24 protein-coding genes are annotated in these 26,690 nt (G+C 34.7%); 15 read left to right on the top strand and 9 right to left on the bottom strand.

The features are described 5' to 3' along the window. The first annotated feature begins 111 nt into the window (after nucleotides 1-111). Nucleotides 112-1,983, top strand: a complete 1,872-nt coding sequence (locus F5ESL0230_RS08205) for a heavy metal translocating P-type ATPase (protein ID WP_122022367.1) — start codon at nucleotides 112-114, stop codon at nucleotides 1,981-1,983. 80 nt (nucleotides 1,984-2,063) lie between these two features. On the opposite strand, the gene F5ESL0230_RS08210 is transcribed toward F5ESL0230_RS08205, so the two are convergent. Continuing rightward, entirely contained in the window at nucleotides 2,064-2,741 is a 678-nt protein-coding gene (locus F5ESL0230_RS08210) for a CPBP family intramembrane glutamic endopeptidase (protein ID WP_122022368.1), read from the bottom strand. A 185-nt stretch (nucleotides 2,742-2,926) separates the two neighbouring features. Between F5ESL0230_RS08210 and F5ESL0230_RS08215 the strand changes: the two genes are divergently transcribed. The 14 genes from F5ESL0230_RS08215 to F5ESL0230_RS08280 all read left to right on the top strand — a co-directional run bounded on the left by F5ESL0230_RS08215 (nucleotide 2,927) and on the right by F5ESL0230_RS08280 (nucleotide 16,397). Beyond that, nucleotides 2,927-4,015: a YdcF family protein gene (locus tag F5ESL0230_RS08215; RefSeq protein ID WP_122022369.1), complete on the top strand. Its 1,089-nt coding sequence runs from the start codon at nucleotides 2,927-2,929 to the stop codon at nucleotides 4,013-4,015. A 129-nt stretch (nucleotides 4,016-4,144) separates the two neighbouring features. After that, nucleotides 4,145-6,490: an ATP-binding cassette domain-containing protein gene (locus F5ESL0230_RS08220; protein WP_122022370.1), complete on the top strand. Its 2,346-nt coding sequence runs from the start codon at nucleotides 4,145-4,147 to the stop codon at nucleotides 6,488-6,490. A gap of 147 nt (nucleotides 6,491-6,637) precedes the next feature. Further along, nucleotides 6,638-7,363: a glucosamine-6-phosphate deaminase gene (locus tag F5ESL0230_RS08225; RefSeq protein WP_122022371.1), complete on the top strand. Its 726-nt coding sequence runs from the start codon at nucleotides 6,638-6,640 to the stop codon at nucleotides 7,361-7,363. 360 nt (nucleotides 7,364-7,723) lie between these two features. Beyond that, nucleotides 7,724-8,278: an alkaline shock response membrane anchor protein AmaP gene (gene amaP, locus F5ESL0230_RS08230; protein WP_147440879.1), complete on the top strand. Its 555-nt coding sequence runs from the start codon at nucleotides 7,724-7,726 to the stop codon at nucleotides 8,276-8,278. A gap of 12 nt (nucleotides 8,279-8,290) precedes the next feature. After that, nucleotides 8,291-8,470 carry a DUF2273 domain-containing protein gene (locus F5ESL0230_RS08235; RefSeq protein ID WP_090093337.1) on the top strand — a complete coding sequence of 60 codons (180 nt, stop codon included), beginning with the start codon at nucleotides 8,291-8,293 and terminating at the stop codon, nucleotides 8,468-8,470. Nucleotides 8,471-8,502: 32 nt separating this feature from the next. Then, nucleotides 8,503-9,003 carry an Asp23/Gls24 family envelope stress response protein gene (locus F5ESL0230_RS08240; RefSeq protein WP_122022373.1) on the top strand — a complete coding sequence of 167 codons (501 nt, stop codon included), beginning with the start codon at nucleotides 8,503-8,505 and terminating at the stop codon, nucleotides 9,001-9,003. 282 nt (nucleotides 9,004-9,285) lie between these two features. Then, complete coding sequence (locus F5ESL0230_RS08245; RefSeq protein ID WP_122022374.1) at nucleotides 9,286-9,933, top strand: deoxynucleoside kinase; 648 nt, start codon at nucleotides 9,286-9,288, stop codon at nucleotides 9,931-9,933. A gap of 15 nt (nucleotides 9,934-9,948) precedes the next feature. Further along, entirely contained in the window at nucleotides 9,949-10,635 is a 687-nt protein-coding gene (locus tag F5ESL0230_RS08250) for a deoxynucleoside kinase (protein WP_122022375.1), read from the top strand. Nucleotides 10,636-10,928: 293 nt separating this feature from the next. Next, nucleotides 10,929-11,570, top strand: a complete 642-nt coding sequence (locus F5ESL0230_RS08255; protein WP_122022376.1) for an amino acid ABC transporter permease — start codon at nucleotides 10,929-10,931, stop codon at nucleotides 11,568-11,570. Nucleotides 11,571-11,588: 18 nt separating this feature from the next. After that, a complete protein-coding gene (locus F5ESL0230_RS08260; RefSeq protein WP_122022377.1) occupies nucleotides 11,589-12,230 on the top strand; it encodes an amino acid ABC transporter ATP-binding protein in 642 nt (213 codons plus the stop codon). 43 nt (nucleotides 12,231-12,273) lie between these two features. After that, nucleotides 12,274-13,095: an amino acid ABC transporter substrate-binding protein gene (locus F5ESL0230_RS08265; RefSeq protein ID WP_122022398.1), complete on the top strand. Its 822-nt coding sequence runs from the start codon at nucleotides 12,274-12,276 to the stop codon at nucleotides 13,093-13,095. Between the two features lie 176 nt (nucleotides 13,096-13,271). After that, nucleotides 13,272-14,579 (top strand): NCS2 family permease, encoded by a 1,308-nt coding sequence (locus F5ESL0230_RS08270; protein WP_122022378.1) that lies wholly within the window; start codon nucleotides 13,272-13,274, stop codon nucleotides 14,577-14,579. A 134-nt stretch (nucleotides 14,580-14,713) separates the two neighbouring features. Beyond that, nucleotides 14,714-16,024 (top strand): NCS2 family permease, encoded by a 1,311-nt coding sequence (locus F5ESL0230_RS08275; RefSeq protein WP_122022379.1) that lies wholly within the window; start codon nucleotides 14,714-14,716, stop codon nucleotides 16,022-16,024. A 94-nt stretch (nucleotides 16,025-16,118) separates the two neighbouring features. Continuing rightward, the gene (locus tag F5ESL0230_RS08280) at nucleotides 16,119-16,397 is read left to right on the top strand and encodes a hypothetical protein (RefSeq protein WP_122022380.1); all 279 of its coding nucleotides are present in this window, start codon (nucleotides 16,119-16,121) and stop codon (nucleotides 16,395-16,397) included. Nucleotides 16,398-16,507: 110 nt separating this feature from the next. On the opposite strand, the gene gndA is transcribed toward F5ESL0230_RS08280, so the two are convergent. The 8 genes from gndA to F5ESL0230_RS08320 form a co-directional block, all read right to left on the bottom strand. Beyond that, nucleotides 16,508-17,893, bottom strand: a complete 1,386-nt coding sequence (gene gndA, locus F5ESL0230_RS08285) for an NADP-dependent phosphogluconate dehydrogenase (protein WP_122022381.1) — start codon at nucleotides 17,891-17,893, stop codon at nucleotides 16,508-16,510. 105 nt (nucleotides 17,894-17,998) lie between these two features. Further along, on the bottom strand, nucleotides 17,999-19,807 hold the full coding sequence (gene spxB / locus F5ESL0230_RS08290) for a pyruvate oxidase (RefSeq protein ID WP_122022382.1): 1,809 nt from the start codon (nucleotides 19,805-19,807) through the stop codon (nucleotides 17,999-18,001). 273 nt (nucleotides 19,808-20,080) lie between these two features. Further along, nucleotides 20,081-21,979, bottom strand: a complete 1,899-nt coding sequence (gene mnmG, locus F5ESL0230_RS08295; protein ID WP_122022383.1) for a tRNA uridine-5-carboxymethylaminomethyl(34) synthesis enzyme MnmG — start codon at nucleotides 21,977-21,979, stop codon at nucleotides 20,081-20,083. Between the two features lie 10 nt (nucleotides 21,980-21,989). Beyond that, entirely contained in the window at nucleotides 21,990-23,375 is a 1,386-nt protein-coding gene (mnmE, locus tag F5ESL0230_RS08300; RefSeq protein ID WP_122022384.1) for a tRNA uridine-5-carboxymethylaminomethyl(34) synthesis GTPase MnmE, read from the bottom strand. 103 nt (nucleotides 23,376-23,478) lie between these two features. After that, entirely contained in the window at nucleotides 23,479-24,345 is an 867-nt protein-coding gene (locus F5ESL0230_RS08305) for a membrane protein insertase YidC (RefSeq protein WP_122022385.1), read from the bottom strand. 1 nt (nucleotide 24,346) lies between these two features. Continuing rightward, nucleotides 24,347-24,715, bottom strand: coding sequence for a ribonuclease P protein component (gene rnpA / locus F5ESL0230_RS08310; protein ID WP_118895864.1), 369 nt, complete (start codon nucleotides 24,713-24,715; stop codon nucleotides 24,347-24,349). A gap of 52 nt (nucleotides 24,716-24,767) precedes the next feature. Next, nucleotides 24,768-24,908 (bottom strand): 50S ribosomal protein L34, encoded by a 141-nt coding sequence (rpmH, locus tag F5ESL0230_RS08315; RefSeq protein WP_003549412.1) that lies wholly within the window; start codon nucleotides 24,906-24,908, stop codon nucleotides 24,768-24,770. A 164-nt stretch (nucleotides 24,909-25,072) separates the two neighbouring features. Continuing rightward, on the bottom strand, nucleotides 25,073-25,360 hold the full coding sequence (locus F5ESL0230_RS08320; protein ID WP_122022386.1) for a hypothetical protein: 288 nt from the start codon (nucleotides 25,358-25,360) through the stop codon (nucleotides 25,073-25,075). Between the last annotated feature and the right edge of the window lie 1,330 nt (nucleotides 25,361-26,690).

Here is a 26,690-nt window from a genome sequence, read left to right on the forward strand (position 1 = left end):
TTTTTATTAAATTCATTATTTTCTATAACCTAATCATTCGTGTAATAAAAAAAGTAAGTTAATGTTAAAATAAAATACATATTATTTTTTTATACGGAGGCAGAGCAAATAATGAGTTTTAAAAAGCAGTGGAAATTTATACTAGTACTACTTATTGGTCTCATTAGTCTTATTTGTCAATTTGGGTTACACACCAATAGCTTATTTCAAATTGGTAATTTACAATTTACAATTCAAGCTATTTTAATTGACCTTGTAGGAATAATGATGACCATTTCCTTACTTAGTGAAATTGTTGCCGACTTTAAATCTGGACGCTATGGTGTAGATATTTTAGCCGTTATTGCAGTTGTATCCACGATTTTAATCGGTGACTATTGGGCCGAGTGGATGATTTTAATTATGATGACTGGTGGCGAAACTTTAGAAGATTATGCCACCGGTCAAGCCGACAAAGAGCTGCGCTCACTTTTAAACAATTCGCCCACAACAGCTAATAAGATTGTCAACCAAAAACTACTTTCAGTTGATGTTAACCAGCTTAAAATTAATGATCATGTTTTAATTAAGCCTGGCGAACAAGTACCGGTTGATGGAAAAGTAGTTACAGGTGAATCCAGTTTTGATCAGTCATCACTTACTGGCGAATCAGTACCAATTAATAAAAAAATTGGTGATGAACTAATGTCTGGATCTATTAATGGTAACACTGCCGTTGAAATGGTTGTAACTAAAAAAGCAAGTGATTCAGAATACCAGACTATTGTTTCCCTAGTCAAAACATCCCAATCTCAGCCAGCCAAATTTGTTAAAATGGCTGACCGCTATGCGGTTCCGTTTACAATTATTTCCTTAGTAATTGGAATTGCTGCTTGGATTCATTCAGGTAATCCGGTTAATTTTGCCGAAGTCATGGTCGTAGCATCGCCTTGTCCTTTATTAATTGCCGCACCGGTAGCCTTGATTTCAGGTATGAGTTCAATGTCTAAACACCACATTATTGTTAAGTCTGGACCAACCATTGAAAAGTTAGCTGAAGCCAAAACTTTTGCTTTTGATAAAACCGGTACTTTAACTGAAAACCAATTGGTAATTGATGAAATAGTTCCTGCCACTAATAATTCAAACTTTAGTAAAGAAACTATCTTAAGTTATGCAACAAGCATCGAACAACAATCAACCCATATTATTGCTAATTCGCTAGTGAGTGTTACAAACAAGCAACTTTTAAAGCCCGCCACTAATATTAAAGAAACAACCAGTCAGGGAATTAGCGGAATTGTCGAGCAACACTTAATTAAAGTAGGTAAATTAAATTTCGTTAGTTCCGAGCAAAAAATTCAAGCTGTTAATGCAACTGCCATTTATATTTCAATTGACAACCAATATGCTGGTTACATCACTTTTAAAGATCAAGTTAGAGCAGAAAGTGCCACTACAATTGAACGATTAAAACGGCAAACTGGAGCCCAGATGATGATGCTAACTGGTGATCATCAGGATGTAGCAGCTAGAATTGGTAAAGAAGTCGGGATTGAAGATATCCGTTATGATTTGCTACCGGTTCAAAAAATTGAAGCAATTAAAAAAGTAACTCAAGATAAACGTCCGGTGGTCATGACTGGCGATGGGATTAACGATGCTCCCAGTTTAACGGCAGCTGATGTTGGTATTGCGATGGGCGCAAAGGGTGCCTCAGCCGCTAGTGAAAGCGCAGATGCCATTATCATGGTTAATGATTTATCTAAGATTAATGATGCCGTGGCCATTGCAAAACATACTATGAAAGTTGCTAATATTGATGTTTTAGCCGCGATAACCATTGTTATTATTATTGAGCTTATTGCCTCTACTGGCATTATCCCCGCTTTTTTGGGAGCAATTTTGCAAGAAGTAGTAGATATGATTTCGATTAGCTTGGCCCTGTTAGCAAAAACTACACCTAAAAATCCAAAACAAACGGGACTAATTACTGAAAAGTAAAATACTTTAACTAGACAAAAAACGAATCAAATGATTCGTTTTTTTATCTGGTTAATATTTAATAATTTAAACTTTAAGCGTTAAACAAGAAAGCCCAATGCATTATAAAGCATGTGCGACAGCATTGAATAACGCATATCTTTTGTGGTTATATAAACCCAACCTAGTACACACCCCAATGACCAATAGACAAGCAAAAATGGACTAAAAGCCGGATTATGCACATAGCCGAAAGCAAAGCCGCTTATAATGATTCCTAACCATTTATTTAATAGTGTCTCTTTGACAAAAAAGGTATTAAAAAACATTCCTCTAAATATGGTTTCTTCAAATATTGGAGCGATAATAACTACCATCGGAACAAAAAAATTTCCTGCTAGACGTGAAATTCTATTAAGCTCCATTTGATTATCTGAAGTAGTATTTACATTGATTCCTAATAGATTAGGAATTAGAAAACTGGCCAATGTCAGCAAAACAAAACCTATGATTGCAATTGCTAATCGCCGGATACTCCAATGCGGACGATAATTAAAATCCCAATCATTTTCTTCTGCTAATTGCTTGTGGTAAAGATAAAATAGCAATAATATCGCCAAAACTGTTACTATTATTACTAGGACAACAAAGCCAGCAGGACTTATTTTTAGAATATTTTGTACTTTAGTTGGATAAAAATATAATAATTGTACTATTGAATATAATAGGAAACTTACAAATAAAATGATGATATTTTTAAAAATTGTTGCTTTTTTCACTTGTTTACTCCTTACTAGTTATAAGAATCTAGTAGATTATTATATATAATTAAGCTACAGTATACCATAAACACACAATTTTATTTATAATGTCCTTTTTCGACTTATGTTAATAAACCACCATGTTTTTCATGATTGTTTTTTATACATCATTCAGCAAGTTTATTATAGTTAAGGTAAGGGTCATGCTCCAATTTTTTGAAATATTTAGTGAAAATCGTACATTCATGTATCTCTCGATAATTGTACTAATTTCATTGGGATTATTTTTGTTTTCTTGGTTAAAAGAACCACGTAATTTAATTAATGGCTTACTTTTTAGTCTTTTTCTTATTTTATTTATTATTTGGTTATCCACTATTATAGTTGCAACAAAGTTAAAACATTTGATAATCTTCTATGAAATTATAATCTTAATCTCCATTTTATTGTTTATAGCAACCGCTGCCTTTTCTTGGCTCTTTTTCTTATGGAATGCTTATCTTGTTTGGCGGCGTGAAAGCCATACCTTAGCAAATTTATTAACCTTTTTTCTGGGAATTGTAATTTTTATTTCCTGGGTAATATTTTTATCTGGTGCTTTTAGACTGATACCTACATGGCTTAAAATGTTTTTATGTGCTCCAACAGCAATTGTCCTTTATTTGCTACTGATAGCTTATAATTTCTTAGTTAATCTTTTACTGTATCAAATAGTGCCACGTCAGTATAATCAAGATTATCTCATTGTTCTAGGTTCTGGCTTGAAAAATGGCAAAACAGTGCCCCCGCTATTAGCTACCCGAATTAATCGGGCAATCCAGTTTGCGCAAAAGCAAGTAGCCAAGGGCCATCAGCCGCCAAAATTTATTATGTCTGGTGGAAAAGGCAATGATGAAGAAATTACTGAAGCAGAGGCAATGAGGTCTTATGCTATTCTTCATGGTGTTGATCCAAAATATATTTTACTTGAAACAAAATCAAAAAATACTTATCAAAATATGCAATTTTCGCAGGCGGTTGCGACGACCGATTTTGGTAATAATCATTATCGTGCTAAATTTTTCAGTAATAATTATCATATTTTTCGCGCTGGCCTAGCTGCTAAAGCGACTGGATTAAATGCAAACGGAGTTGGTTGTTACACTAGACTTTATTTTCTTCCTAATGCAATTATGCGTGAATTTGCTGGTATTTTACTAATTAATAAAAAACGCCATCTAATTATTATTACCTTAATTACATTCCTCTTCCTAATCTTTACCTTTATTAACTTACTTAATAATATGTGCTGAAAAGTAAATGTATAATACTGAAGTCAGCTAAACTTTTTATAATAATAAATACTTCATTATTATAGCTTTAATATCTTATATATGTTAAACTTACGCCTATTAATTAATAAAGGTATAAAGGAGTTAACTATGCTTCAATTAAAGCACTTGCGTAAATCTTATCATGTAGGGGATACAGTCACTCATGCCCTTGATGATGTCTCTATTTCTTTTCGTAATCAAGAATTTGTCGCTATTTTAGGACCAAGTGGTTCTGGAAAAACTACAATGTTAAATGTAATTGGTGGCCTTGATCGCTACGACAGTGGCGACTTAATTATAAATGGAAAATCTACTAAAAATTTTGCTGAAACTGATTGGGACGCATATCGTAACAATTCAGTCGGCTTTATTTTTCAAAATTATAATTTGGTGGCTCATTTATCAATTATTGCTAATGTTGAATTAGGTATGAACCTGTCTGGTGTTCCTGCCTCACAGCGTCATCAAAAAGCACTTGATGCTTTAGCCAAAGTTGGATTAAAAGATCAAGTATCAAAGAGCCCTAATCAATTATCTGGTGGACAAATGCAACGTGTAGCGATTGCAAGAGCATTGGCTAATGACCCAGACATTCTACTGTGTGATGAACCAACTGGAGCTCTCGACACTGAAACGTCTGAGCAAATTATGCAATTAATCAAGCAATTATCTCAAGATCGCTTAGTGATCATGGTCACCCATAACCCAGAACTTGCAAGGAAGTATGCAACTAGAATCGTTAATTTTCAAGATGGCAAAATTTTGAATGATTCAAATGCCTTTAAGCCGGTAAATGAAGCTGATACTTTTAACTTAAAACGAACTAAAATGTCATATTGGAATGCTATTAAACTTAGCTTTACTAATATTATGACTAAAAAAGGGCGAACTGCTCTAACTGCTTTTGCTTCAAGTATTGGTATTATTTCTATTGCAATAGTATTAGCTTTGTCTAATGGTTTTCAAAAACAGATTGATACAACTATGAGTAAAGCATTAGCCAAATATCCTGTAACAATTACCCAAAATGCTGCTAATTTTGATAGTTTTGCGCAAGAAAAAAATTCTAAGAGTGTTGCTAAAAATCGAGGTTATATTACCGCTAGAAAAGATAAGGCACAACAAAGTTCCCACAAAAACAAAATTACGCTAGATTATATTAACTACATTAAAAAGATTAATCCTAAATATGCTAATAATATCTCTTATCAAGTTGGTGTTAACCTCAACCTTTTAGGAAAAATCGACGGCAAAGTTAAGCGTGTGCAGTTTTCACCATTAGAAGCTGGTTCAACTATGACTGCAGCATATTCGCAAATGCAAACACAAGCAGCCAGCATGTCTTTTATGGGATCAGCCGTTTTCCCTACCGAACTTGATAAAAGTCAGGGCAATATTTTAAAAGAGAACTATCACTTGCTATCTGGTACTTGGCCCAAATCAGCAACTGACTTAGTTTTAGTAGTTGATAGTCAGAATACTATTATAGATAATGTACTAAAAAATCTCGGCCTTAACATCAAAAATGGAGCTAAAGTTGACCTTAGCCAACTAGTTGGCAGAGAGTTTAGAATTGCTACTAATGATGATTACTACCAAAAATTACCTACAGGAATGTTTATTCCCAAAAAGGTAAACTCAGCTATGTATACTAATAGTAAGCTTAAACTGCGAATTGCTGGTGTCATTCGACCTAAAAATAAAGATTCGCTAGAACTATTAGCGCATGGTATTGCCTATAGTGACCAACTAGCACAGCAAGTTATTAAAGAAAACCAAAGTTCAGCAATTGTTAAAGCACAAAAAAACTCTAATCAGAATGTGCTAACAGGACAAAATATGAATCAGACCACTAAAAAGCAGGTATTGCAAGCAATCGGTGGTTCTACAATTCCTGCTGGAATCATGATTTATCCTAATAACTTTGATGCAAAAAGCAAGGTCTTAAATTATTTAGATAACTGGAATAAAGGTAAAGCTAAACAAGATAAAATCATTTATACCGATATGTCTAGTGCAGTAACTACTATGACTGGCGGATTATTAAATGGAATTACTGCTGTTTTAATTGCTTTTGCCGCAATCTCACTTATAACTTCAATGATTATGATTGGAATATTAACTTATACCTCAGTCTTAGAAAGAACTAAAGAAATTGGGATTTTAAAAGCTCTTGGCGCACGAAAAAAAGATATTACTCGTGTCTTTGATGCTGAAACTTTTATTTTAGGAATTTTTTCTGGTATTTTGGGAATTGTAATTGCCCGGCTGCTAATTTTCCCAATTAACAGTGTACTTTATTCCATCACTGATTTGACCAATGTAGCTCAACTTAATCCAATTCATGCTCTTGTTTTAATTGGTATTTCGACCATTTTGACGATGCTCGGCGGACACTTGCCTGCCCGCATGGCTGCCAAAAAAGATGCCGCCATTGCTTTAAGGAGTGAATAAAATATTTAAAGTCTTAATCAATATTCTATTTGCAAGAAATATTGATTAAGGCTTTTTTAAATTATTTACACTGCCTATTTTATCTCTAGTTGACAAATTGGCATATACCAATTTATAATTAACTTAATATTTTTGGGAGGCTTATTTATGAAAATAATTATTAAGGACGACAAAGCAAGTGCTAGTAATCAAGCGTTTGCAATTTTTAAAAACAGCATTAGCAATGGAGCAAAAGTTATTGGCTTAGCAACTGGTTCCACTCCGGAAAATCTTTACCAAGAATGGGTTGATAGCCAACTTGATAATAGTAACTTAATTAGTATTAATCTTGATGAATATGTTGGCTTAGACGAAAAAAGTGACCAAAGTTACCACTATTTCATGCAAAAACATCTTTTCCAGCAAAAGCCATTTAAAAAATCATATATACCTGATGGTATTTTAGCTATTAACAATCCACAAAAAGCTTCAGCTGACTACAATAAAATTATCGAAGACAATCCAATTGATATTCAACTTTTAGGTTTAGGTCAAAATGGTCATATTGCTTTTAATGAACCTGGAACCGCATTTGATTCAATCACACACGAAGTTAAATTAACCGAAAATACTATTCAGGCAAATTCGCGTTTCTTTAGCAATATTGATGACGTTCCTAAGTCAGCAATTTGTATGGGTATTGCCAATATCATGAGTGCAAAAGAAATAGTAATTATGGCGTTTGGCGAAAATAAAGCTGATGCCGTCCAAAAAATGATTGAAGGACCAGTAACTGAAGAAGTTCCTGCATCTATTTTGCAAAATCATCCCAATGTAACATTAATTATTGACCAAAGTGCTGCTAGCCAATTAGATGAAAAATATCGCAATTAGGACTTAGATTAAGCAAATCAAAAAAGAAATTAAAACCCTTTAGACTAAACTGTCTGAAGGGTTTTATTATTTTAGTAATTAAACAGATACATCTAGTCTTAAACAGTAAATTGTTTAAATTCAGTTAGTCAGCAGTGAAATAGCTCCCACACCAGTTAGTTTAGCTTTGCCCTTTTTATTTTAATAATTTTTATTTTGTTCAATACCAGTTGAATCCGTTAACATTATTGATTTTTATTATTTAATTATAACGTTATTTAATATATTAACCAGAAATTGTATACATATTAGTGCATATTTCTATACTAGTAAAATATTATGTATTATACTTAGGTTAAATTAAGAGAGGATGGTGATAAGTTGAAACGAATTAAGAAATGGTTTATGATCATATGCTTCTTGCTAATGATACCGCTACCAATATTTATTCTCTGGGATACTAGTGGTTTTTGGCAAAAGTACTTAAAAATCAGCTTACCTACTTTAGGGAAGCTCAACCCAATTTTTACTTGGTATCTGATTGGTATCAGTGCCATTATTTTATTGGTACTAGTTGTTAGTTTAATAATAATTTTGTTTTGGCCTGTACAACGATACTTTAATTTGATTCATAAAAAAGATGGTCAAGTTAAAATAACTAGCAAGGCTATTAATAGCTATGTGGCCAATTCTTTAAATGATTTACCTTATTTAAAGAATCCAAAAGTGGCTTCACGACTAACTAATCGTAAAATCAAAATTAAGATTAGTGGCGACCTTGGAGCAGCTGAAAATATGACTCCCTTGCTTGACAATTATTTAGAAGAATTAGACAAAAATCTCAAGCTATTATTAGGGATTGATCAAAAGCCTAAAATTAAAATTAAATTTGTAAACTATCACACTTCTAATAAACCAGAACAGCGCGTTCAATAAAGGAGGCAAGCAATGAAAGAAAATTTAGAAAAGTACCTCCCAGAAATAAGCGGTGCAGTAATCGGTTTATTACTAGCATTTTGTTTTATCGGACTGGGATTTTACAAAACTATTTTCGTCATCGTTATGTTAGTCTGCGGCGCTTTAGTTGGTCATTATTGGCCCTTACTAAAAAACTTAAAAAACAGATAATAATCGAATAATACCGAAAGGAACTGATATTTATGGTACAAACTAATTCAAAACAAGAAATAAAAGGCGATTTAAATTATGATACTAAGGTAATTCAAAAAATTATCGGTATTGCTTTATCAGACGTAAAAGGGCTCTTAACTGTCAACGGTGGCTTCTTTTCAAACTTAGCTGATAAAATTGTCAATAACGATGATGTTACTTCAGGGGTCAATGTTGAAGTTGGTAAAAAACAAGTAGCTGTAGACATTGAAATTGTTGCTGAATATGGTATTCAAATTTCTAAATTATATGACCAAATTAAACAAAAAATCCATGATAAAGTTAAAGAAATGACTGACTTAGATACTGTTGAAGTTAATGTAACGGTAGTTGATATAAAGACTAAAGAACAACATGAGAAAGATTCGGTTAGCTTACAAGACAAGATTACCGGTACGGCCCAAGATGCTAAAGAAAAAATTGGTGGTCAAGCTGATAAAGTGCAGGACAAAGTAGAAGATAAAAAAGAAGCCAAAGCTAGAGTTAACTAACTATAATTAACTAATTCTACTTTACTTAACAAAAAGTGATAAATCACTAAATTCGGTTGAATCGTGTTTTATCACTTTTTTGTCTAAAAATTTATTGCTTCGCAAGTTAAGGTTTCACGTGTAACAAAATAAAAGCTATATGTATTTTGATATTTTTTTAAGCTGTATTATACAAAAACACTTGACATTTAAATTATTATTTTAATTAATTTTTTGCTTGTCTAACCACTATATCTCGTATTAAACTAGATATGAATCTATATATTGTATTTAAGAAAGAACGTGATTCAAGTTATTGTTTTAAGTGGGCCAATTGGAGCCGGTAAATCCAGTTTAACTAGTATTTTAGCTGAGCATTTGGGTACACAAGCGTTTTATGAAGGAATCGATAACAATCCTGTTTTACCTCTATATTATCAAAACATGAAACGCTACACTTTTTTACTTAATATTTATCTACTCAATCATCGTTTAGCACAAATTAATCAGGCAATTCAAGAAAAAAATAGTGTATCTGATCGTTCCATCTACGAAGATGCCCTTTTTTTCCAAATGAATGCCGAAAATAATGTGGCTGACCCGACTGAGTTTAAGATTTACGATAGTTTACTTGAGAATATGTTGGAAGATACACCTGGTAACCCAAGTAAGAAACCGGACTTATTAATTTATATTCACGTTTCTCTTGACACGATGCTAAAACGCATTGAAAAACGTGGTAGATCATTTGAGCAATTAAGTACCGATCCCAGTTTAAAAGACTACTATGCCCGTCTAATTAATTATTATGAGCCATGGTATGAGAGTTATGATGCTTCACCTAAAATGGCTATTGATGGTGATCAATATGACTTTATTGTTGATGAGCATGCCAAAAAAGAAGTTTTACATCAAATTGATAATAAATTGCACGAAGTAGGCAATTTATAGTAAAGAAGGAACGTGATGACAGTTATTGTTTTAAGCGGGCCAATTGGAGCCGGTAAATCCAGTTTAACTAGTATTTTAGCCAATTATTTAGGAACCAAACCATTTTACGAAAGTGTTGACGATAACCCTGTATTGCCTCTTTTTTATGCGGATCCCAAAAAATATGCTTTCTTATTACAAGTATTTTTCTTAAATACTCGTTTTCGTAGCATTAAAGATGCATTAATGGATGACAACAATGTCCTTGATCGATCAATCTATGAAGATGCCCTCTTTTTTCAAATGAATGCTGATATTGGACGAGCAACCAAGGAAGAGGTTGACACATATTATGAACTTCTAAACAACATGATGACTGAACTTGAGCATATGCCTAAGCGTCAACCTGATTTGCTTGTTCATATTGATGTATCATATAACACGATGCTCAAACGAATTCAAAAACGTGGTCGTCCTTATGAACAACTTAGTTATGATGCCACTTTAGAAGATTACTATAAGCAATTACTGCAATATTACAAGCCATGGTATGAAAAATATGCCTATTCACCTAAAATGACAATTAACGGTGATCAATTAGATTTTATGACCAATAATCAAGATCGCCAAATTGTGCTTGACCAGATAGTCGCTAAATTAAAAGAGATTGGCAAACTACCTGAGACATGGCATAAATCAACTAATATTGAACTTATAGATTAGATTTAATTTAGCAATACCCCGAAATTATTTTGATTTCGGGGTATTATTATGTCCAAATTCATCGTCTTTAAATACAAAATATTATAAATGATGCCTAAATTATTACCCTTCGTCCTAACTATTTCTTATTTAGCATTTCTTCTTTTAAAGTAGCTTATTAATAAATAATCATAGTCAACTTTTTTAAGGTGATATCAAAAAAACTAATTTAATATTTTATTTATGTTATGCTTGTAATTACTTATCCTAGATAGATTACTGTACAATTTGACTTAAAAGGAGAAAAGATAGCGATGGCTTACATTATCTCAATTATTCCTGCTTTACTCGCAGGAGTAAAAATAACTTTACTGCTATTTTTGGGGACAATCATTATGGCAATTCCACTAGGAATAATTACCAGTCTAGGCTTACTATCAGCCATTAAACCCCTAAAATTAATTTTTAAATTTTATATTTGGATTATGCGTGGAACCCCACTATTATTGCAATTAATCTTTATTTTTTATGGCTTACCCATTATTGGTATAATTTTTCAGCGCTATGACGCTGCTTTAGTTGCTTTAGTTATGAATTATGCTGCTTATTTTGCTGAAATATTCCGTGGCGGTTTTCAGTCTATTCCCAAAGGACAATATGAAAGTGCTCACGTTTTGCAACTTAATTATTGGCAAACTTTGCGTTATATTATTATTCCACAAGTCAGTAAAATAGTTATTCCCTCAATTGGCAATGAAATTATCAACTTAATTAAAGATACTTCTTTAGTCTACGTAATTGGTCTTGGTGAACTTTTACGTGCTGGCAATGTAGCTAGTGCCCGTGATGTGACTTTGACCCCCTTAGTTATGGTAGGCATAATTTACTTATTAATAACTGGAATCATTTCATTTCTTTTAAAGCGAATCGAACTTAATTATTCAAAATGGAAATAACTAATTGGGGTCGCAACTATGCTTGAATTAAAAAATATCACCAAAAAATTTGGTTCAAAAATTATTTTAAATAACCTTAATCTAACTATTTTAGACCAACAAATTTTAGCAATTGTAGGTAGCTCTGGTGCTGGTAAGACGACCCTGCTACGTTGTCTAACTGGCTTAGAAAAAATTGATGCTGGTCATTTTTATTGGAATCAACGAGAATTTAATCCTATCGAGCAAAACAAAAACAAACAAATTATGGGGGCTGTTTTTCAAAATTATGAATTGTTTCCCAACCTAAATGTAATAGATAATATTACCTTAGCGCCTCGCTTAGTACTTAAAAATACTACGCAAGAATTACAAATAGCAGTGCAAAAACTATTACTAGAACTTGACTTAACCGGTAAAGAACGACTTTATCCTTATCAACTTTCAGGCGGACAAAAGCAAAGAGTTGCTATTGCTCGTGCATTAGCAATGAAGCCACAAATTCTATGTTACGATGAGCCTACTTCTGCCCTAGATCCAGCTTTACGTAATAAAGTTGCCAAAATTATTTTGCAACTTAAAAATAATACTGGCATGACACAAATTGTCGTTACGCATGATATGGAATTTGCTAAACAGATAGCTGATCGCATCTTTACCGTTAATACTTTAGCTAACTAAGAAGGTAAATTAAGTGAAAATTAAACGTATTGTGACTACAATAATGATATTATCTACGTCTTTCTTTCTAGTAGCCTGCAGCAATGTCTCAGTCGGACAAAATGCTAATTCAATAGACAATTGGACAAGAATTAAGAAAAGAGGCTATGTAATTATTGGTGTTGATGACACATTTGTGCCAATGAGTTTTCGGCAAAAAAATGGTAAGTTGGTTGGTTATGACATTGACCTAGCAACTGCTGTTTTTAAATTATATGGTCTAAAGGTGAGCTTTCAAACTATTGACTGGTCAATGAATACAACCGAATTACGAAACGGGACTATTGATTTGATCTGGAATGGCTTTAGCAAAACCCCTAGTAGAGCAAATAAAGTGGCATTTAGTCAAACCTACCTAAATAGTACCCAAGTTTTAGTGTCATTAAAAACAAATAAGCTTGTTCGTCCCGCTTCATTGAAAAACAAAGCATTAGGTGTACAAACCGGTTCGTCTGGTTATAACGACGTTATAAATTACCCTAATATATATATAAAGCAAATTAAAAACCACTATCCAATACTCTATGATTCTTTTACCAACGCTTTTATTGATTTAAATTCACAAAGAATACAGGGTTTACTACTTGATAGCACTTATGCTAATTATTATATTTCACACCAAAAAGAACCAGACCGTTTTTTTGAAATTCAAAGTCCCTTTCCTAAAGAAGAATTTGCTGTTGGCTTGAGAAAAAGTGATATTATCTTACGTCAAAAAATCAACCGTGCTTTAATCAAATTGGCTAAAGAACAAACTATTACTCGAATTGATTATAAGTGGTTCAAAAATCGAATTCATTCTCCTCTTACCCAAAAATTTACTTAAAGTAACTAAAAAGTAGCTCATCCTTACCTAAGAAATCTAACTGATTGTTAATAAAATCATATTTTTAATTAAAATTATCCTGAAATAATTCGTGTTTGCAATTATTTTTATCAGTGATAAACTAAATAAGTTGTTAAAATTTATACAAAAACGAACATTTTATCAGGAGATGTCAAATGGATTTTATAAAGAGTTATTTTCAACTCGATAAATATAAAACTAGTATCAAAATCGAATTTCTGGCTGGACTGACTACTTTTATTAGTATGTCATATATTCTATTTGTTAATCCCAGCGTTCTAGGAGCTAGTGGTATGGATAAGGGGGCAGTTTTTACCGCTACTGCTTTAGCTAGTGCTTTGGGAACTGCATTAATGGGAATTATTGCCAATTATCCGATTGGTGAAGCCCCAGCCTTAGGGATTAATGCCTTCTTTGCCTACACTGTTTGTGTCGGCATGCATGTTTCTTGGGAAACTGCATTAGCAGCCGTTTTTGTGGCTTCAATCATTTTTATCTTGATTACAATGTTTAAATTACGGGAAAAAATTATTAATGCAATCCCAGCCGATTTAAAATTTGCTATTTCTGCAGGTATTGGTCTATTTATCGCTTTTTTAGGTATGCAAGACGGGGGCTTAATCGTTGGTAACAAATCAACCTTGGTTGGTCTAGGCTCTTTACATGATCCTGCCGTTTGGATTACTATTTTTGGCTTGCTAGTCACTATTGTTTTAATGATCTTAAATATCCCCGGAGCTATTTTCATTGGCATGATTCTGGCAGCCGTTTTTGGTGTATTAACGGGACAAATTGCTTTACCTCACCAAGTTATCTCTTTAGCTCCAAGTATTGCCCCTACTTTTGGTCAAGCTGTTTTTCATGTTAAAGATATCAATTCTTTACAAATGTGGGTAGTAGTTTTAACTTTCTTATTGGTTACCTTTTTCGATACTGCAGGTACACTAATTGGGCTTGCTCAGCAAGCTGGCTTCATGAAAGATAATAAGATGCCACGGGTTGGTAAAGCTTTAGCATCAGATTCTACTGCTATGATGGTGGGATCTGTCTTAGGAACCTCACCAGTTGGAGCATTTGTAGAATCAAGCGCTGGAATTGCTGTAGGTGGTCGTACAGGATTAACCGCAGTTTTTGTGGCAATTTTTTTCTTGATTTCAATGATTTTTAGCCCTTTGCTTGGTTTATTTACAACTCATGTAACAGCGCCGGCCTTAATTATTGTGGGCGTGTTAATGGCACAAAATACCGCACATATCCATTGGGACAAAATGGAAATTGCCGTACCCGCCTTCTTGATTTTAGTTGGGATGCCCCTAACATACTCTATTTCCGATGGCCTTGCTTTAGGTTTGATAACTTATCCAATATGTATGTTAGCTGCTAAGCGTGCTAAAGAAGTAACCCCTATGATGTGGATTTTATTCCTTGTCTTCATCATCTTTTTGTGGGTTTTGAACTTCTAACTAACAAAAATTAATAATATATTAGTCTAAAACAAATCTTATTTGATTTGTTTTTTTATTTCCAAGGAAATATTTTACCTAAATATGCTACACTAAACTTATTAATCTTATTATTTATTTTTTTGGAGGAAAAAATGACGACACTAGAAAAAGTCTTTCATTTAACCGATGCTCATACCACTGTCAAACGTGAGTTGATTGCCGCATTAACCACCTTTGTCAGTCTCTCCTACATCCTTTTTGTTAACCCTAATATTTTACATGCAGCTGGAATTGATAAAGGCGCTGCCTTTACCGTCACTGCTCTATCAATTGCTATTGGCTGCTTTATTATGGGATTCGTAGCTAATTATCCAATTGCCCTTGCGCCAACACTAGGTAGTGCAGCATTTTTTGCTTATAACGTCTGTGGCGGTATGAATATTAATTGGCAAACCGCGTTAGCTGCAGTTTTAGTTGCTTCAATTTTATTTATTTTAATTACTGTTTTAAAATTACGAGAAAAAGTTGTAGATGCAATCCCACAAGATTTAAAATACGCAATATCAGCCGGTATTGGCTTATTTATTTCCTTTATTGGTTTACAAAATGGTAAATTAATTGTTAACAGCGATTCTAATTTAGTAACTCTGGGTAAATTTAATTCGCCTGCCGTTTGGATTACTTTATTTGGCTTAGTACTAACTGTTATTTTGATGGCAATGAATATACCTGGTTCGATTTTTATTGGCATGGTTGTAACTGCCATTTTTGGTGTATTAATTGGCCAAATAGCCATGCCTAAAGGAGTTATTGCTGCTGCACCAAGTATTGCACCAACCTTTGGTCAAGCTATTTTCCACCTTAAGGATATTAATACACCGCAATTATTTATGGTCGTGCTAACCTTTTTATTAGTTACTTTTTTTGACACTGCTGGAACTTTGATTGGTATGACCGAACAAGCTGGCATGGTTGATCAAAGTGGCAAAATTCCGCGAATTGGAAAAGCTTTTTTATCTGATTCTTTAGCAATGGTTGAAGGAGCAGTTCTAGGAACTGCTCCCCTTGGAACCTCTGTTGAATCAAGTGCTGGCATAGCTATGGGCGGACGTACAGGTTTAACAGCTATCTTGGTAGGTATTTTATTTTTAATTAGCATGATTTTTAGCCCCTTACTAGCTGTTATTCCGACTACAGTTACAGCACCTGCATTAATTATTGTGGGCGTATTAATGGCTGGTAATCTTAAAAAAATAAACTGGGATAAATTTGAAATTGCCTTCCCCGCTTTCCTAACGGTTGTTGGAATGCCACTTACTTACAGTATTTCAAATGGTTTAGCTTTAGGGATGATTGCTTATCCCATTACGATGATTGCAGCTAAACAAGCCAAAAAAGTTTCACCCATGATGTATGTCTTGTTTATAGTATTCATTATCTTTTTCTTGATAACCAACATGTAAAATCAATTTATTAAAGCCATGAAAACATGGCTTTTTTATGATATAATTATTAAAGAACAAGTTATGATAGTTAAAAAACTAAGAGGAACTATCAATGAGTAAATTTTATAATAATCATAAAGTTGCATTGTCGTTTACAATTTTGGCCATATTTCCTAGTTTAAATTTGATTTTTAGTTCCAATTATCACAAAATGATGGTCGGTTTAGGCTTTATTTTTATAGTAGCAATAATTTCATTTAGTATAGATTATTGGTTTAATCAGCAAAATTTTAGAACTAATTACCATTGCAATAAAAAAGGTATTGCCGCCTTAATTGATTATTTAATTAGTCTTATTTTACTTGGAATTATTTATCTTTTTTTGACTTAATAGGCTTTAAGTTCAACTATACATATTTGTACTAATAAATTATTTTAATCAACTACAAAAAAGCAGCTAGCCTTTAGACTAACTGCTTTTTGTTACATGTGAAACAAATATTACTTTTCTTCAAACCACTGAGTATGGTACACACCAGCTCGGTCGTTACGATAGTATGTATGGGCACCAAAATAATCACGTTGCCCTTGAATTAAATTAGCGGGTAAACTCGGATTAAAGATTGACTCTAAATAATTTAGTGCGGCACTTAAAGTTGGAGTTGGTATCCCAGCTCTAGTTGCCAATTCAATTACCTGACGTAAAGCAGGTAAATTCTGTTCCATTAGTTTATTAAAGTAAGCATCCTGGAACATATTATTCAGCTGCTTGCCGTTAGCAAAGGCCTTTTCAATATCTTTCAACATTGAAGAGCGAATAATACAACCTGCTTCCCATGATTGAGCAATCGCTGGATAATGTAACTCCCAGTGATAAGCATCAGCTGCCATTTTTAATTGTTGAAAACCTTGAGCATATGCTACTGCTTGACTTAATTCCAAGGCTTTTGCAAGATTATCAATTAAATTGGTTGGGACTTCACCGTTCCATTGGATTTCCTTACCTTCACGTGTAGTCGCCTTAGACATGAAACGGGCTAAAACAGCTTCAGCAACCACACTAATTGGTGCACCAAGGTGCACACCATCTTCAAGCATCCAATTCCCTGTACCTTTATATGAGGCAACATTCAAAATATGATCAATTACATAATCAGGAGTTAAGTCATCTTTTTGCTTTAAAACTTCAGCAGTGATTTCGCTAAGGTATGCTTGAACCAAGCCTTGATTCCAATCAGCGAAAATTTGCGACATTTCAGCATTAGATTTCCCTGCAACCTTACGCAAAACATCGTAAACTTCGGAAAATTCTTGCATGATACCATATTCGATACCATTATGAACCATCTTGACATAGTGACCACTACCTTCAGGGCCGATAAAACTTACGCAAGGATGGCCATCAGAGTTCTTGGCAGCAATTGCTTCTAAAATTGGTGCAACTTCCTTATACGCTTCTTCATCTCCTCCTGGCATCAAAGCAGGCCCTTTTAGAGCGCCTTCTTCACCACCAGAAACACCCATACCAATAAAATGAATGCCGTGTTCTTGTAACTCATGAAACCGGCGATTGGTATCATGAAAATTAGAATTACCACCGTCTAATAAAATATCTCCCTTATCTAATAGTGGTAAAAGCTTAGTTAATGTTTCATCAACTGGCTTTCCTGCGGCAATTTGAATCAAAATTTTACGCGGCTTTTCTAGTGAACTTACAAACTCTTCCCAAGAATAAGTAGGCTTTAATTTTTCATCTTTATAATTCGCCAGCGCATCGACTTCTTTTTTGTCAATACTAAAACCAGAAACGGAAAAGCCGTTATTTCTAACATTTAAAGCCAAGTTTTTGCCCATAACCGATAAACCAATAATTCCGAATTGTTGCATCTTTAATCCTCCCGAAGTTAAAATCATTATCTATTATTATACTTGTAAGATGACAAAAAAGCGAAACTTTCAAAAGTCCCGCTTTTTTTATTAACATTAGTTATCTTAATGTGTTGAAGCACCTGAAGTTGTATCTGTTTCTTCTTCTGGTTCTGGTTCTTCTTCAGCTTCTGAAGCACCTGAAGCAGTATCAGTAACTAAACCATATTTTTCAGCAAAATAGCTAAATGGTTTCAAACCTTGGGCTTGGTACTTCTCAACGAATTCTGGATCATCAAGCGTATTTAACTCAGTTGAGTAAGGCATATCATGAGTGAACTTAACGTCAATTAACATTGGTCCATCCATTTGCTTAAATTCCTTAACTGCGTCTTCGAATTCCTTCTTAGTCCGAACAGTTACACCCTTAACGTTCATACCTTCAGCAACCTTGGCCCAATCATTGTCTGGCATAATAACACCTGATAAAGGTTGGTGAGATTGATCAACTTGTTCAGCTTCAATAAAACCTAAAGTTTCGTTAGTGAAGACAACGTTAATGATATGCATGTTGTAACGCGCTTCTGTCAATAATTCCTGACTCATCATAGCGAAGCCGCCGTCACCACCTAAGTTCCAAACTTCACGTTCTGGATGAACAGTCGCAGCAGCAATAGCAGCTGGAGAACCAAAGCCCATAGTTGCATACAAACCTGAAGTTGCCCAAGTTTGTTCTCCATGCAAGTTAATTAAACGTTGGAAGTCAATATTGATGTTACCAACATCAATTGCATATTGTGCATTGTCATCAGCATATTTGTTGATAACATCAAAGATTGGTTCACGGCGAACTGGCATTTCATCTGAATCAACAAAACTTTGTTGCCATTCATCCCAGTTTTGACGATCAGCAAGACCAGCCTTGTAAATTGGTGATTCTTCACGGGCCTCACCGGCATCAATCATTGCTTGCAAAGTCTTAGCACCATCAGCTAAAATTGGAACATCAACCGCATGACGCTTACCTAATTTTTCTGAGTCAACATCGATTTGAATAACCTTAGCTTTAGGAGCAAAGAAGAAGACAGAGAATGGTGAGTTGTTACCAACCCAAATTACCAAATCAGCATGCATTTGAATGTCGTCACTAGCCTTAGGAGCAACACGACCAATTGAACCCAAGTATGCTGGAAATTCATCTTCAACAATTCCCTTAGCAATAACCGAAGAAAGAAGTGGTGTCTTAAATTTTTCAGCAAAAGCCTTCAAAACATCACCGTGACCTTTAAGACCCATACCATAGTAAACAACAGGGTTCTTAGCTTCAGCTAAAAGCTTAACTGCTGCATCAACATCTGCTTTCTTAGGAGCAGCATAGTTAGGAATAGCTGAAATTGAATTGTAGGTTACACGGAAGTTATCGTTAATCTTGTCCCAACCAAAATCTTTTGGAAGAATTAAAACAGCTGGACCCTTCTTAGCATATGCTTGACGAAGAGCTTCATCCATCATACCTGGAATTTGTTCGGCAGTCTTAATTTGGTGATTCCAAACTGCTACGGAATCAAACCAAGGCTTCTCATCAAAAGCCTGGAAAAAATCGATATCTTGACGACTAGTAGGCACATTAGCAATGATTGCTACCATAGGTACCTTGTCGTATTTAGCATCATATAAACCGTTCATTAAGTGAACAGCACCAGGACCTGCTGAACCAAAACATACACCAGCTTGACCAGTAAATTTATACTCAGCTGCAGCCGCTAAAGCACCTGCTTCTTCATGCCGCACTTCAATAAACTTTAATTTATCTTTGAAGTCGTGGATTGCATTCATTGTTGAATCAAATGAACCACCTGGGAAACCATAAATATGATCAATATGCCAGTCCAATAATACTTGGAGCATAGCATTTGCGCCATTAATTTTTGCCATTTTAAGTGCATCTCCTTAAATACATGTTTACTTACATATTGTATTAAAACATATAATTTCACAATTTCAAGTATGGAAGTTATCTGATTAGGTCAAGGTGTAAGCGCTACTCTAAAATATTATTTTCACAAAGTTAGATAGTTATTTTATAGCTTTCAGATTAGAGCAATAATTTTATTTGTGATTATTTGATCATTCATTTGAATTAAACGCATTCATTGCCAAATATTTTCAAAAAAAATATTTTTGGCTTTTTTAAAGTTTTTACTAAATTTATTTATTAAATTTAGCATAGCGTCCATTTTGAACATATACACTCAAAATTGCAATATCTGCTGGGTTAACTCCGGAAATTCTTTCTGCCTGGGCAATTGTTTCTGGGCGAATTTTTTCAAATTTTTGTCTGGCTTCCGTCGCCAGCCCCCCAATTGCTTGATAGTCAATACCCGCTGGGATTTTTTTAGCTTCTTGACGATGCAGACGTTCAATCTGTTGCTGCTCCTTCTTGATATAACCAGCATATTTGATATTAATTTCTAGCTGTTCTCTTACATAACGTTCATTGGAGATGCTTACACCACTTAAACGCTCAATATCTTCAATTTTAACACGCGGCCGTCTAAGAAAAACATCAGCTTTAATACCAGCTTTTAGTGGGGGTTCACTAATACTTTCCATAAATTCACGTACAGGTTCATCTGGATGAATAGTTATAGCTTTTAATCGTTGCATTGCCTCTTTAATGTGTTCTTTTTTAGTCAAAAATTGCACATAACGCTCATTAGAAATCAAACCTAATTGATGACCATATTCTGTTAAACGTAAATCAGCATTATCATGGCGTAAAATCAAGCGATATTCAGCTCTTGACGTCAGCAAGCGATACGGTTCTTCCGTTCCCTTAGTAACCAAATCATCAATTAAAACGCCGATATAAGCTTCATCACGCCCCACAGTAAAATCACCTTTTCCTGCTGCCCGCAAAGCTGCATTAATTCCTGCAATCAATCCTTGACCGGCTGCTTCTTCATAACCAGATGTTCCATTCATTTGACCAGCGGTATACAAATTCTTTATTTTTTTCGTTTCTAAAGTATGTTTAAGCTGCCAGGGATCAATTACATCATATTCGATTGCATAACCTGGGCGCATCATTTCAGCATGTTCAAGACCTGCAACCGAATGCAACATTTTTAATTGAATTTCTTCCGGCATTGAAGTTGAAAAATCACCCACATAGACTTCCTCGGTCTTTTCACCCTCAGGTTCTAAGAAAATTTGATGACGTAACCGATCAGCAAAACGGACTACCTTAGTTTCGATTGAAGGGCAATAACGTGGTCCTACCCCTTTAATTTGTCCGGAAAACATCGGTGATCTAGTCAAATTTTCGTTAATAATTTGATGGGTCGTTTGATTTGTGTAGGTCATCCAACAGGAAACTTGTTCTTTAAGGTAGTCCTCATCCCGACTCTCAAACGAAAAATGACGCGGAACTTGATCACCAGGTTCCTCTTCAGTCTTAGAGTAATCGATTGTATTACTATTTACCCTTGGCGGGGTTCCTGTTTTAAAACGACGTAATTTAAAACCTAATTTTTCCAAATTTTCTGATAACTTAATGGCTGGAATTGTATTGTTCGGACCAGATGAATAATTTAATTCACCAATATAAATTCGACCACGGGCTGAAGTACCAGTAGTTAAAACTACGCTCTTAGCATGATATTTTGCTCCGGTATTAGTAACCAAGCCGCAACAAACACCATCTTCAACAATTAACTCATCGACAGTTGCTTGCCGCAAGGTTAAATTTTTTGTTGCTTCAATTACATTCTTCATATGCTCATGATACTGCCATTTATCAGCTTGAGCACGTAAAGCTTGTACAGCAGGACCCTTACCTGTATTTAACATTCTCATTTGAATATATGAAGCATCAATGCTCTTGCCCATTTGACCACCTAGAGCATCAATTTCACGTACAACAGTTCCTTTAGCCGGACCGCCAACTGAAGGATTACACGGCATAAAAGCTACCATATCAAGACTAATCGTCAATAATAGCGTTTTTTGTCCCATCTTAGCACTAGCTAAAGCAGCTTCACATCCAGCATGGCCTGCTCCAACTACGATTACGTCGTAATCATTTGTGTCATATGTTTTTATCATTTTGATGCACCTATTTTCCTAAACAAAATTGACTGAACAATTCATTGACTAGCTCATCCGGACTACTGTCGCCTGTAATTTCACCCAAGGTATCCCAGGCTCCATTAAAATCTATTTGGGCAATATCAACTGGAATTTCATTTTCTAAGCTCTCAACTACTTCTTGCAACTGCTTTTTAGCTTTTTCAAGTAAGCTCACTTGCCGTTGATTAGTTACCATTACTTGGTCATTTGAATTTTTAATTCCTTTAAAAAATAATTTTTTTATTTCTTCTTCTAATAATTCAATATTTTTTTCTTGCAAAACTGAAATAGCAACTACTTCACTACCTGTTATTTTTTTAACTTCTGCAGATGTTATTTTTTGTTCTAAATCTGTTTTATTTAAAATTATAATTCGCTTCTTCTTGTTTGTAGCTTCAATTAAAGCATAATCTTCTGCTGACAAGTTTTTACTTGCATCAAATAGCAATAAGACTAAATCGGCCTTAGCTAATGCCTGCTTAGATCGTTCTACACCGATTTTTTCTACTTTATTATCGGTATCACGAATTCCAGCAGTATCAATTAGCTTTAACGGGACCCCCTTGACTGACACGTATTCTTCTAGTGTATCCCTCGTAGTGCCAGCAACATCAGTTACAATTGCGGTATCACTTTTAGTTAAATAATTCAGTAATGACGATTTACCAACATTAGGCTGACCAATAATTGCAGTAGCCAATCCGTTGCGCAAAACTGTTCCCTCCGTAGCGGTTGCCAAAAGATGGTCAATTTTACTAATTACCGACTTTGATACACTTATCATTTGTTCAGCTGTAATGGTATCTGCATCATATTCGGGGTAATCGATATTAACTTCGACATTAGCTAAAGTATCCAAAATTTGTTGCCGCAAAGCACGGATTTTTGCAAGTAACCCACCTTCAAGCTGCCTTTCAGCTACCTGTCTTGCCCGATCAGTTTTGGCTCTAACAATGTCCATGACACTTTCAGCTTGAGTTAAATCAATTCTGCCGTTAACAAAAGCCCGTTTAGTAAATTCGCCAGCTTCAGCCATACGAGCACCTTGCTTTAATAGTAACTGTAAAATTCGATTAGTAACAATAATACCGCCGTGACAGTTAATTTCTACAATATCCTCACGCGTAAACGTTTTAGGTGCAAGCATTACCGATACCATAACTTCATCAATTGTTAGCTTTAAAGCTGGATCAATAATATGACCATAATGAATAGTATGGGTAGGAACTTTTAGTAAATTAGCTCCTTTAAAAACCGTATTAGCAATTTTAACTGCATCTTCGCCTGACATTCGTACAATTGAAATTCCGCCTTCACCAATTGGGGTTGAAATTGCTGCTATTGTATCAAACTCAGTTAAAGTTTTTACCATGATTTTCTCCTTTTTCAATCAAAAAAGCGCATTATAATCATGAATAACCATGATATATAAAGCACTTTGACTACTTTATCTAAAAATCACTTTAGATTGATATTTACTTTTTACGTTTTAATCGTTTGTAAGTTTTTCTTAACTGACGTTGACGTTCACGTTCTGCTTGCCTTTTAGCCTCTTGCTCTTGGCGATACCTAATCGGATTTTGCAAAATGAAGGTCTGAACTACTTGGAATAAATTAGAAATTACCCAATATAAAACAATTGCCGATTGGAAGTAAATTCCCATTACTCCAACCATGATTGCCATCCCATAAGTCATTATCTTGGTTGAAAAATTCTGTGATTCCTTCGGTGTTGATAACTGACTAATATAAGTTGACAAGAACGTCAGAACCATTGATAGAACTGGCATAATGAAAAATGGATCAGGTTTGGCTAAGTCCATCCACAAAAAATGACCTGTCAACAGCTGTGGAGTTTGAGCAATTGCTCCGTATAAGGCAAGCATAACTGGCATTTGAATCAGAAGTGGTAAACATCCCGCATAGGGATTAATACCAGCTTCTTTATAAAGCTTATTAGTTTCTTGCGAAAGTAATGTACGCGACTCCGTGTCATTACCTGGATATTTTTTACGCAAAGCTTCAATTTCAGGCTGAATACTCTGCATCTTAGTCGTGCTCTTAATTGAAAGTGCACTAAGGGGATACAAAATTACGCGGACAATTACCGTAAAGACAATAATTGCCCAGCCGTAATCATTACCCATTATCTTGGCAAGCCAAAGCAAAAATGTCGACATGTAATAAATTACCCAGCGATTCCACCAATTACCACTAGTATGTGAAACAGGTGCAGGCTTAGCATTTGATGCAGCACAACCAGTCAAAACAACAGCAATTGTAATTACAGCCAACAAGGTCAACAACCGCTTGACATTCTTTTTGGTTAAAATGTCTTTCACTCTAATCTTCCTCAATTTCATCAGGTATTTCTTCGATAATATTGGCCAAAAAAAGGGCATGAAGCAAATTTTTTCTGACATCGGTCATTTTAAAACTACGCACATAAGGTCTAGCAATTACTAAAAAATCAATCTGCGGGTTAATCGCCGCTTTATTTTCAGTCAGAACAGCTCTAATATACCGCTTAAGCCGATTACGAACCACAGCAGTATGCCCGACCTTTTTGCCTACTGAAATGCCCACCCGAAAATGTGCATTTTCAGGCTTATTTATTTTATAAATAACAAAGGCCCGATTTGCAACTGAATTGCCAGCTTGAAAAACTTGCTGAAAATCATTTTCAGTTTTAACTCGATAAGACTTTCTCAAAACGCTTCATTCCACTCTTTGATACTAAAAAAACCACTGGGATTTCAGTGGTTTAAGCAGATAAGACTTTTCTACCCTTTGCACGGCGTCTAGCCAAAACCTTACGGCCATTTGATGTGCTCATCCGCTTCATAAAGCCGTGAACGCGTGAACGGTGACGCTTTTTAGGTTGGTAAGTTCTTTTAGTTGTCATTAAACTACACCTCCATTTTTAATATGCTAATTGCACAATTTAATAATTAGAATACCATGATTAAAGTAAAAAACCAAGTAAAAACGAAAAAAAGATGAAGTTAATCACTGAGCAGACAAATAATTGCTCAAGCAAGCTCGAAAAACTAGTCATAGACATATTTATTATAGCAAGTCGTCCTTGCCGATTTGGATTGAAGGATAGTGCTGCAGCGTGGACAAATCCGTGTCAAGCGGGCAGCTGTAAACCATGTAGTAATCGTCTTTCGCAGCTGAAGTTAGTTCCGCAAACTTCTGCCGGACTTTTTGACAATTATGAGTCGCATAAACTACGCTAACCACACCTACTTTCCCCTCAGCATTCCTGCTACTGTGTTCGACACTGCCTCTTAATATTAACTTCAGATTACCATCGTCCTTTAGCCCCAGCTCAATATAATCTTGCTCATTCATTGCAATTCCTCCGCACTTAATAAACAATAATTTTCATTAATTATATTTAGTCAACAATATACTGTCAATTGCTTTCTTAGAAGCGTTGCATGATAATAAACGGCACTTAATAGCCACTTCCATATAACTCGCTTTCACGCGGTATTGTATGTTCTCAGTCCTTAATTAAGCTTATATATAGTGGTAAAAATATTGACTAAGTATCTGATTTGAGGTTCTAACAATGACAACGAGTGAATTATTAAAACAATATCGCCTGCACGCAAACAAAACCCAAAAAGAATGGGCTGGAACAGCAATCAGCCCTTCTTACTATCTCCAAGGTGGAAAAGGGCCTCAACCGGATTACTGCCGCCGACTTAATCAAACTCCTGGACTATAGCGGCAAGCCCCACTAAGGGAATTTGCCTCATCGCCAAGATTATTTATTAATGATTAAAGGTTATATTGCTTTATTCACTAACCCTATTACAGAATTAGATACTACAACTGAATCACTTATTTAAAGAAAAGATTTTCAATATTGCAAAATTTGACGACCTCTTCCTCCCTAATTATTGTAATTTCAGGCAGCTTTATGCTCTAGATATTAATTACTAGAAAAATCAGCAAACAATTTCAGGCTAGTAATGTCCTTAAAATTCAATAGCCTATTGGCGATTATTGTAAATACACTATTTCGCAAATAAAGTGAACGATTATTCTTGGCGCCACCATGTCTGTCAGTGAGAAGTAGCGAAGCCATGTATTGGACTTAATCCAAAACCGCTGCCATGTTACCCACAATATGTCCATGGCAGCGGTCTGGCGACTACGCAGCCTCGCTGACCAGAGCGCAAGAGTAAATTTTGGTTCTATAAATGCCCCATTTAGCAGTACCCGCGAGTGCGGGGGCTGCTTTTTTGCTTTATTAAACCGCAGCATGCGGCCCATAACAAAATTGCAATAGCAAATTTTATGTCTTATTTTAAACAGCCGCGACCAGACCTCGTATGTTAACATAAAGACCTGTGATTTTATCCACAATAGACAAGTCACAATGCTTTGCACAAGATTATGCACAATTCTCAGCCTGTTAAAAAAATTATGCACAGCATGTGGATATTTTGCTGCGAAATTCGGCTAAATCCCTGTTATTATAATAAAAATTATGCACAAGAGAATATGCTGATAAACTTTTTCAAGTACTCATTTGAGCAAATTTTGTGTATTCTCATAAAATATTTATCCACATCCTGTTAATTCTGAATTCTTTTTATTCACTTGTGGAAAACATTTTTATTAGATGGTAAAATATACTCTGCTTTAGTTATCGGAGGGGTTTATTTTG

Source organism: Lactobacillus sp. ESL0230, from assembly GCF_003692805.1.
GTDB classification, from domain to species: domain Bacteria; phylum Bacillota; class Bacilli; order Lactobacillales; family Lactobacillaceae; genus Lactobacillus; species Lactobacillus bombicola.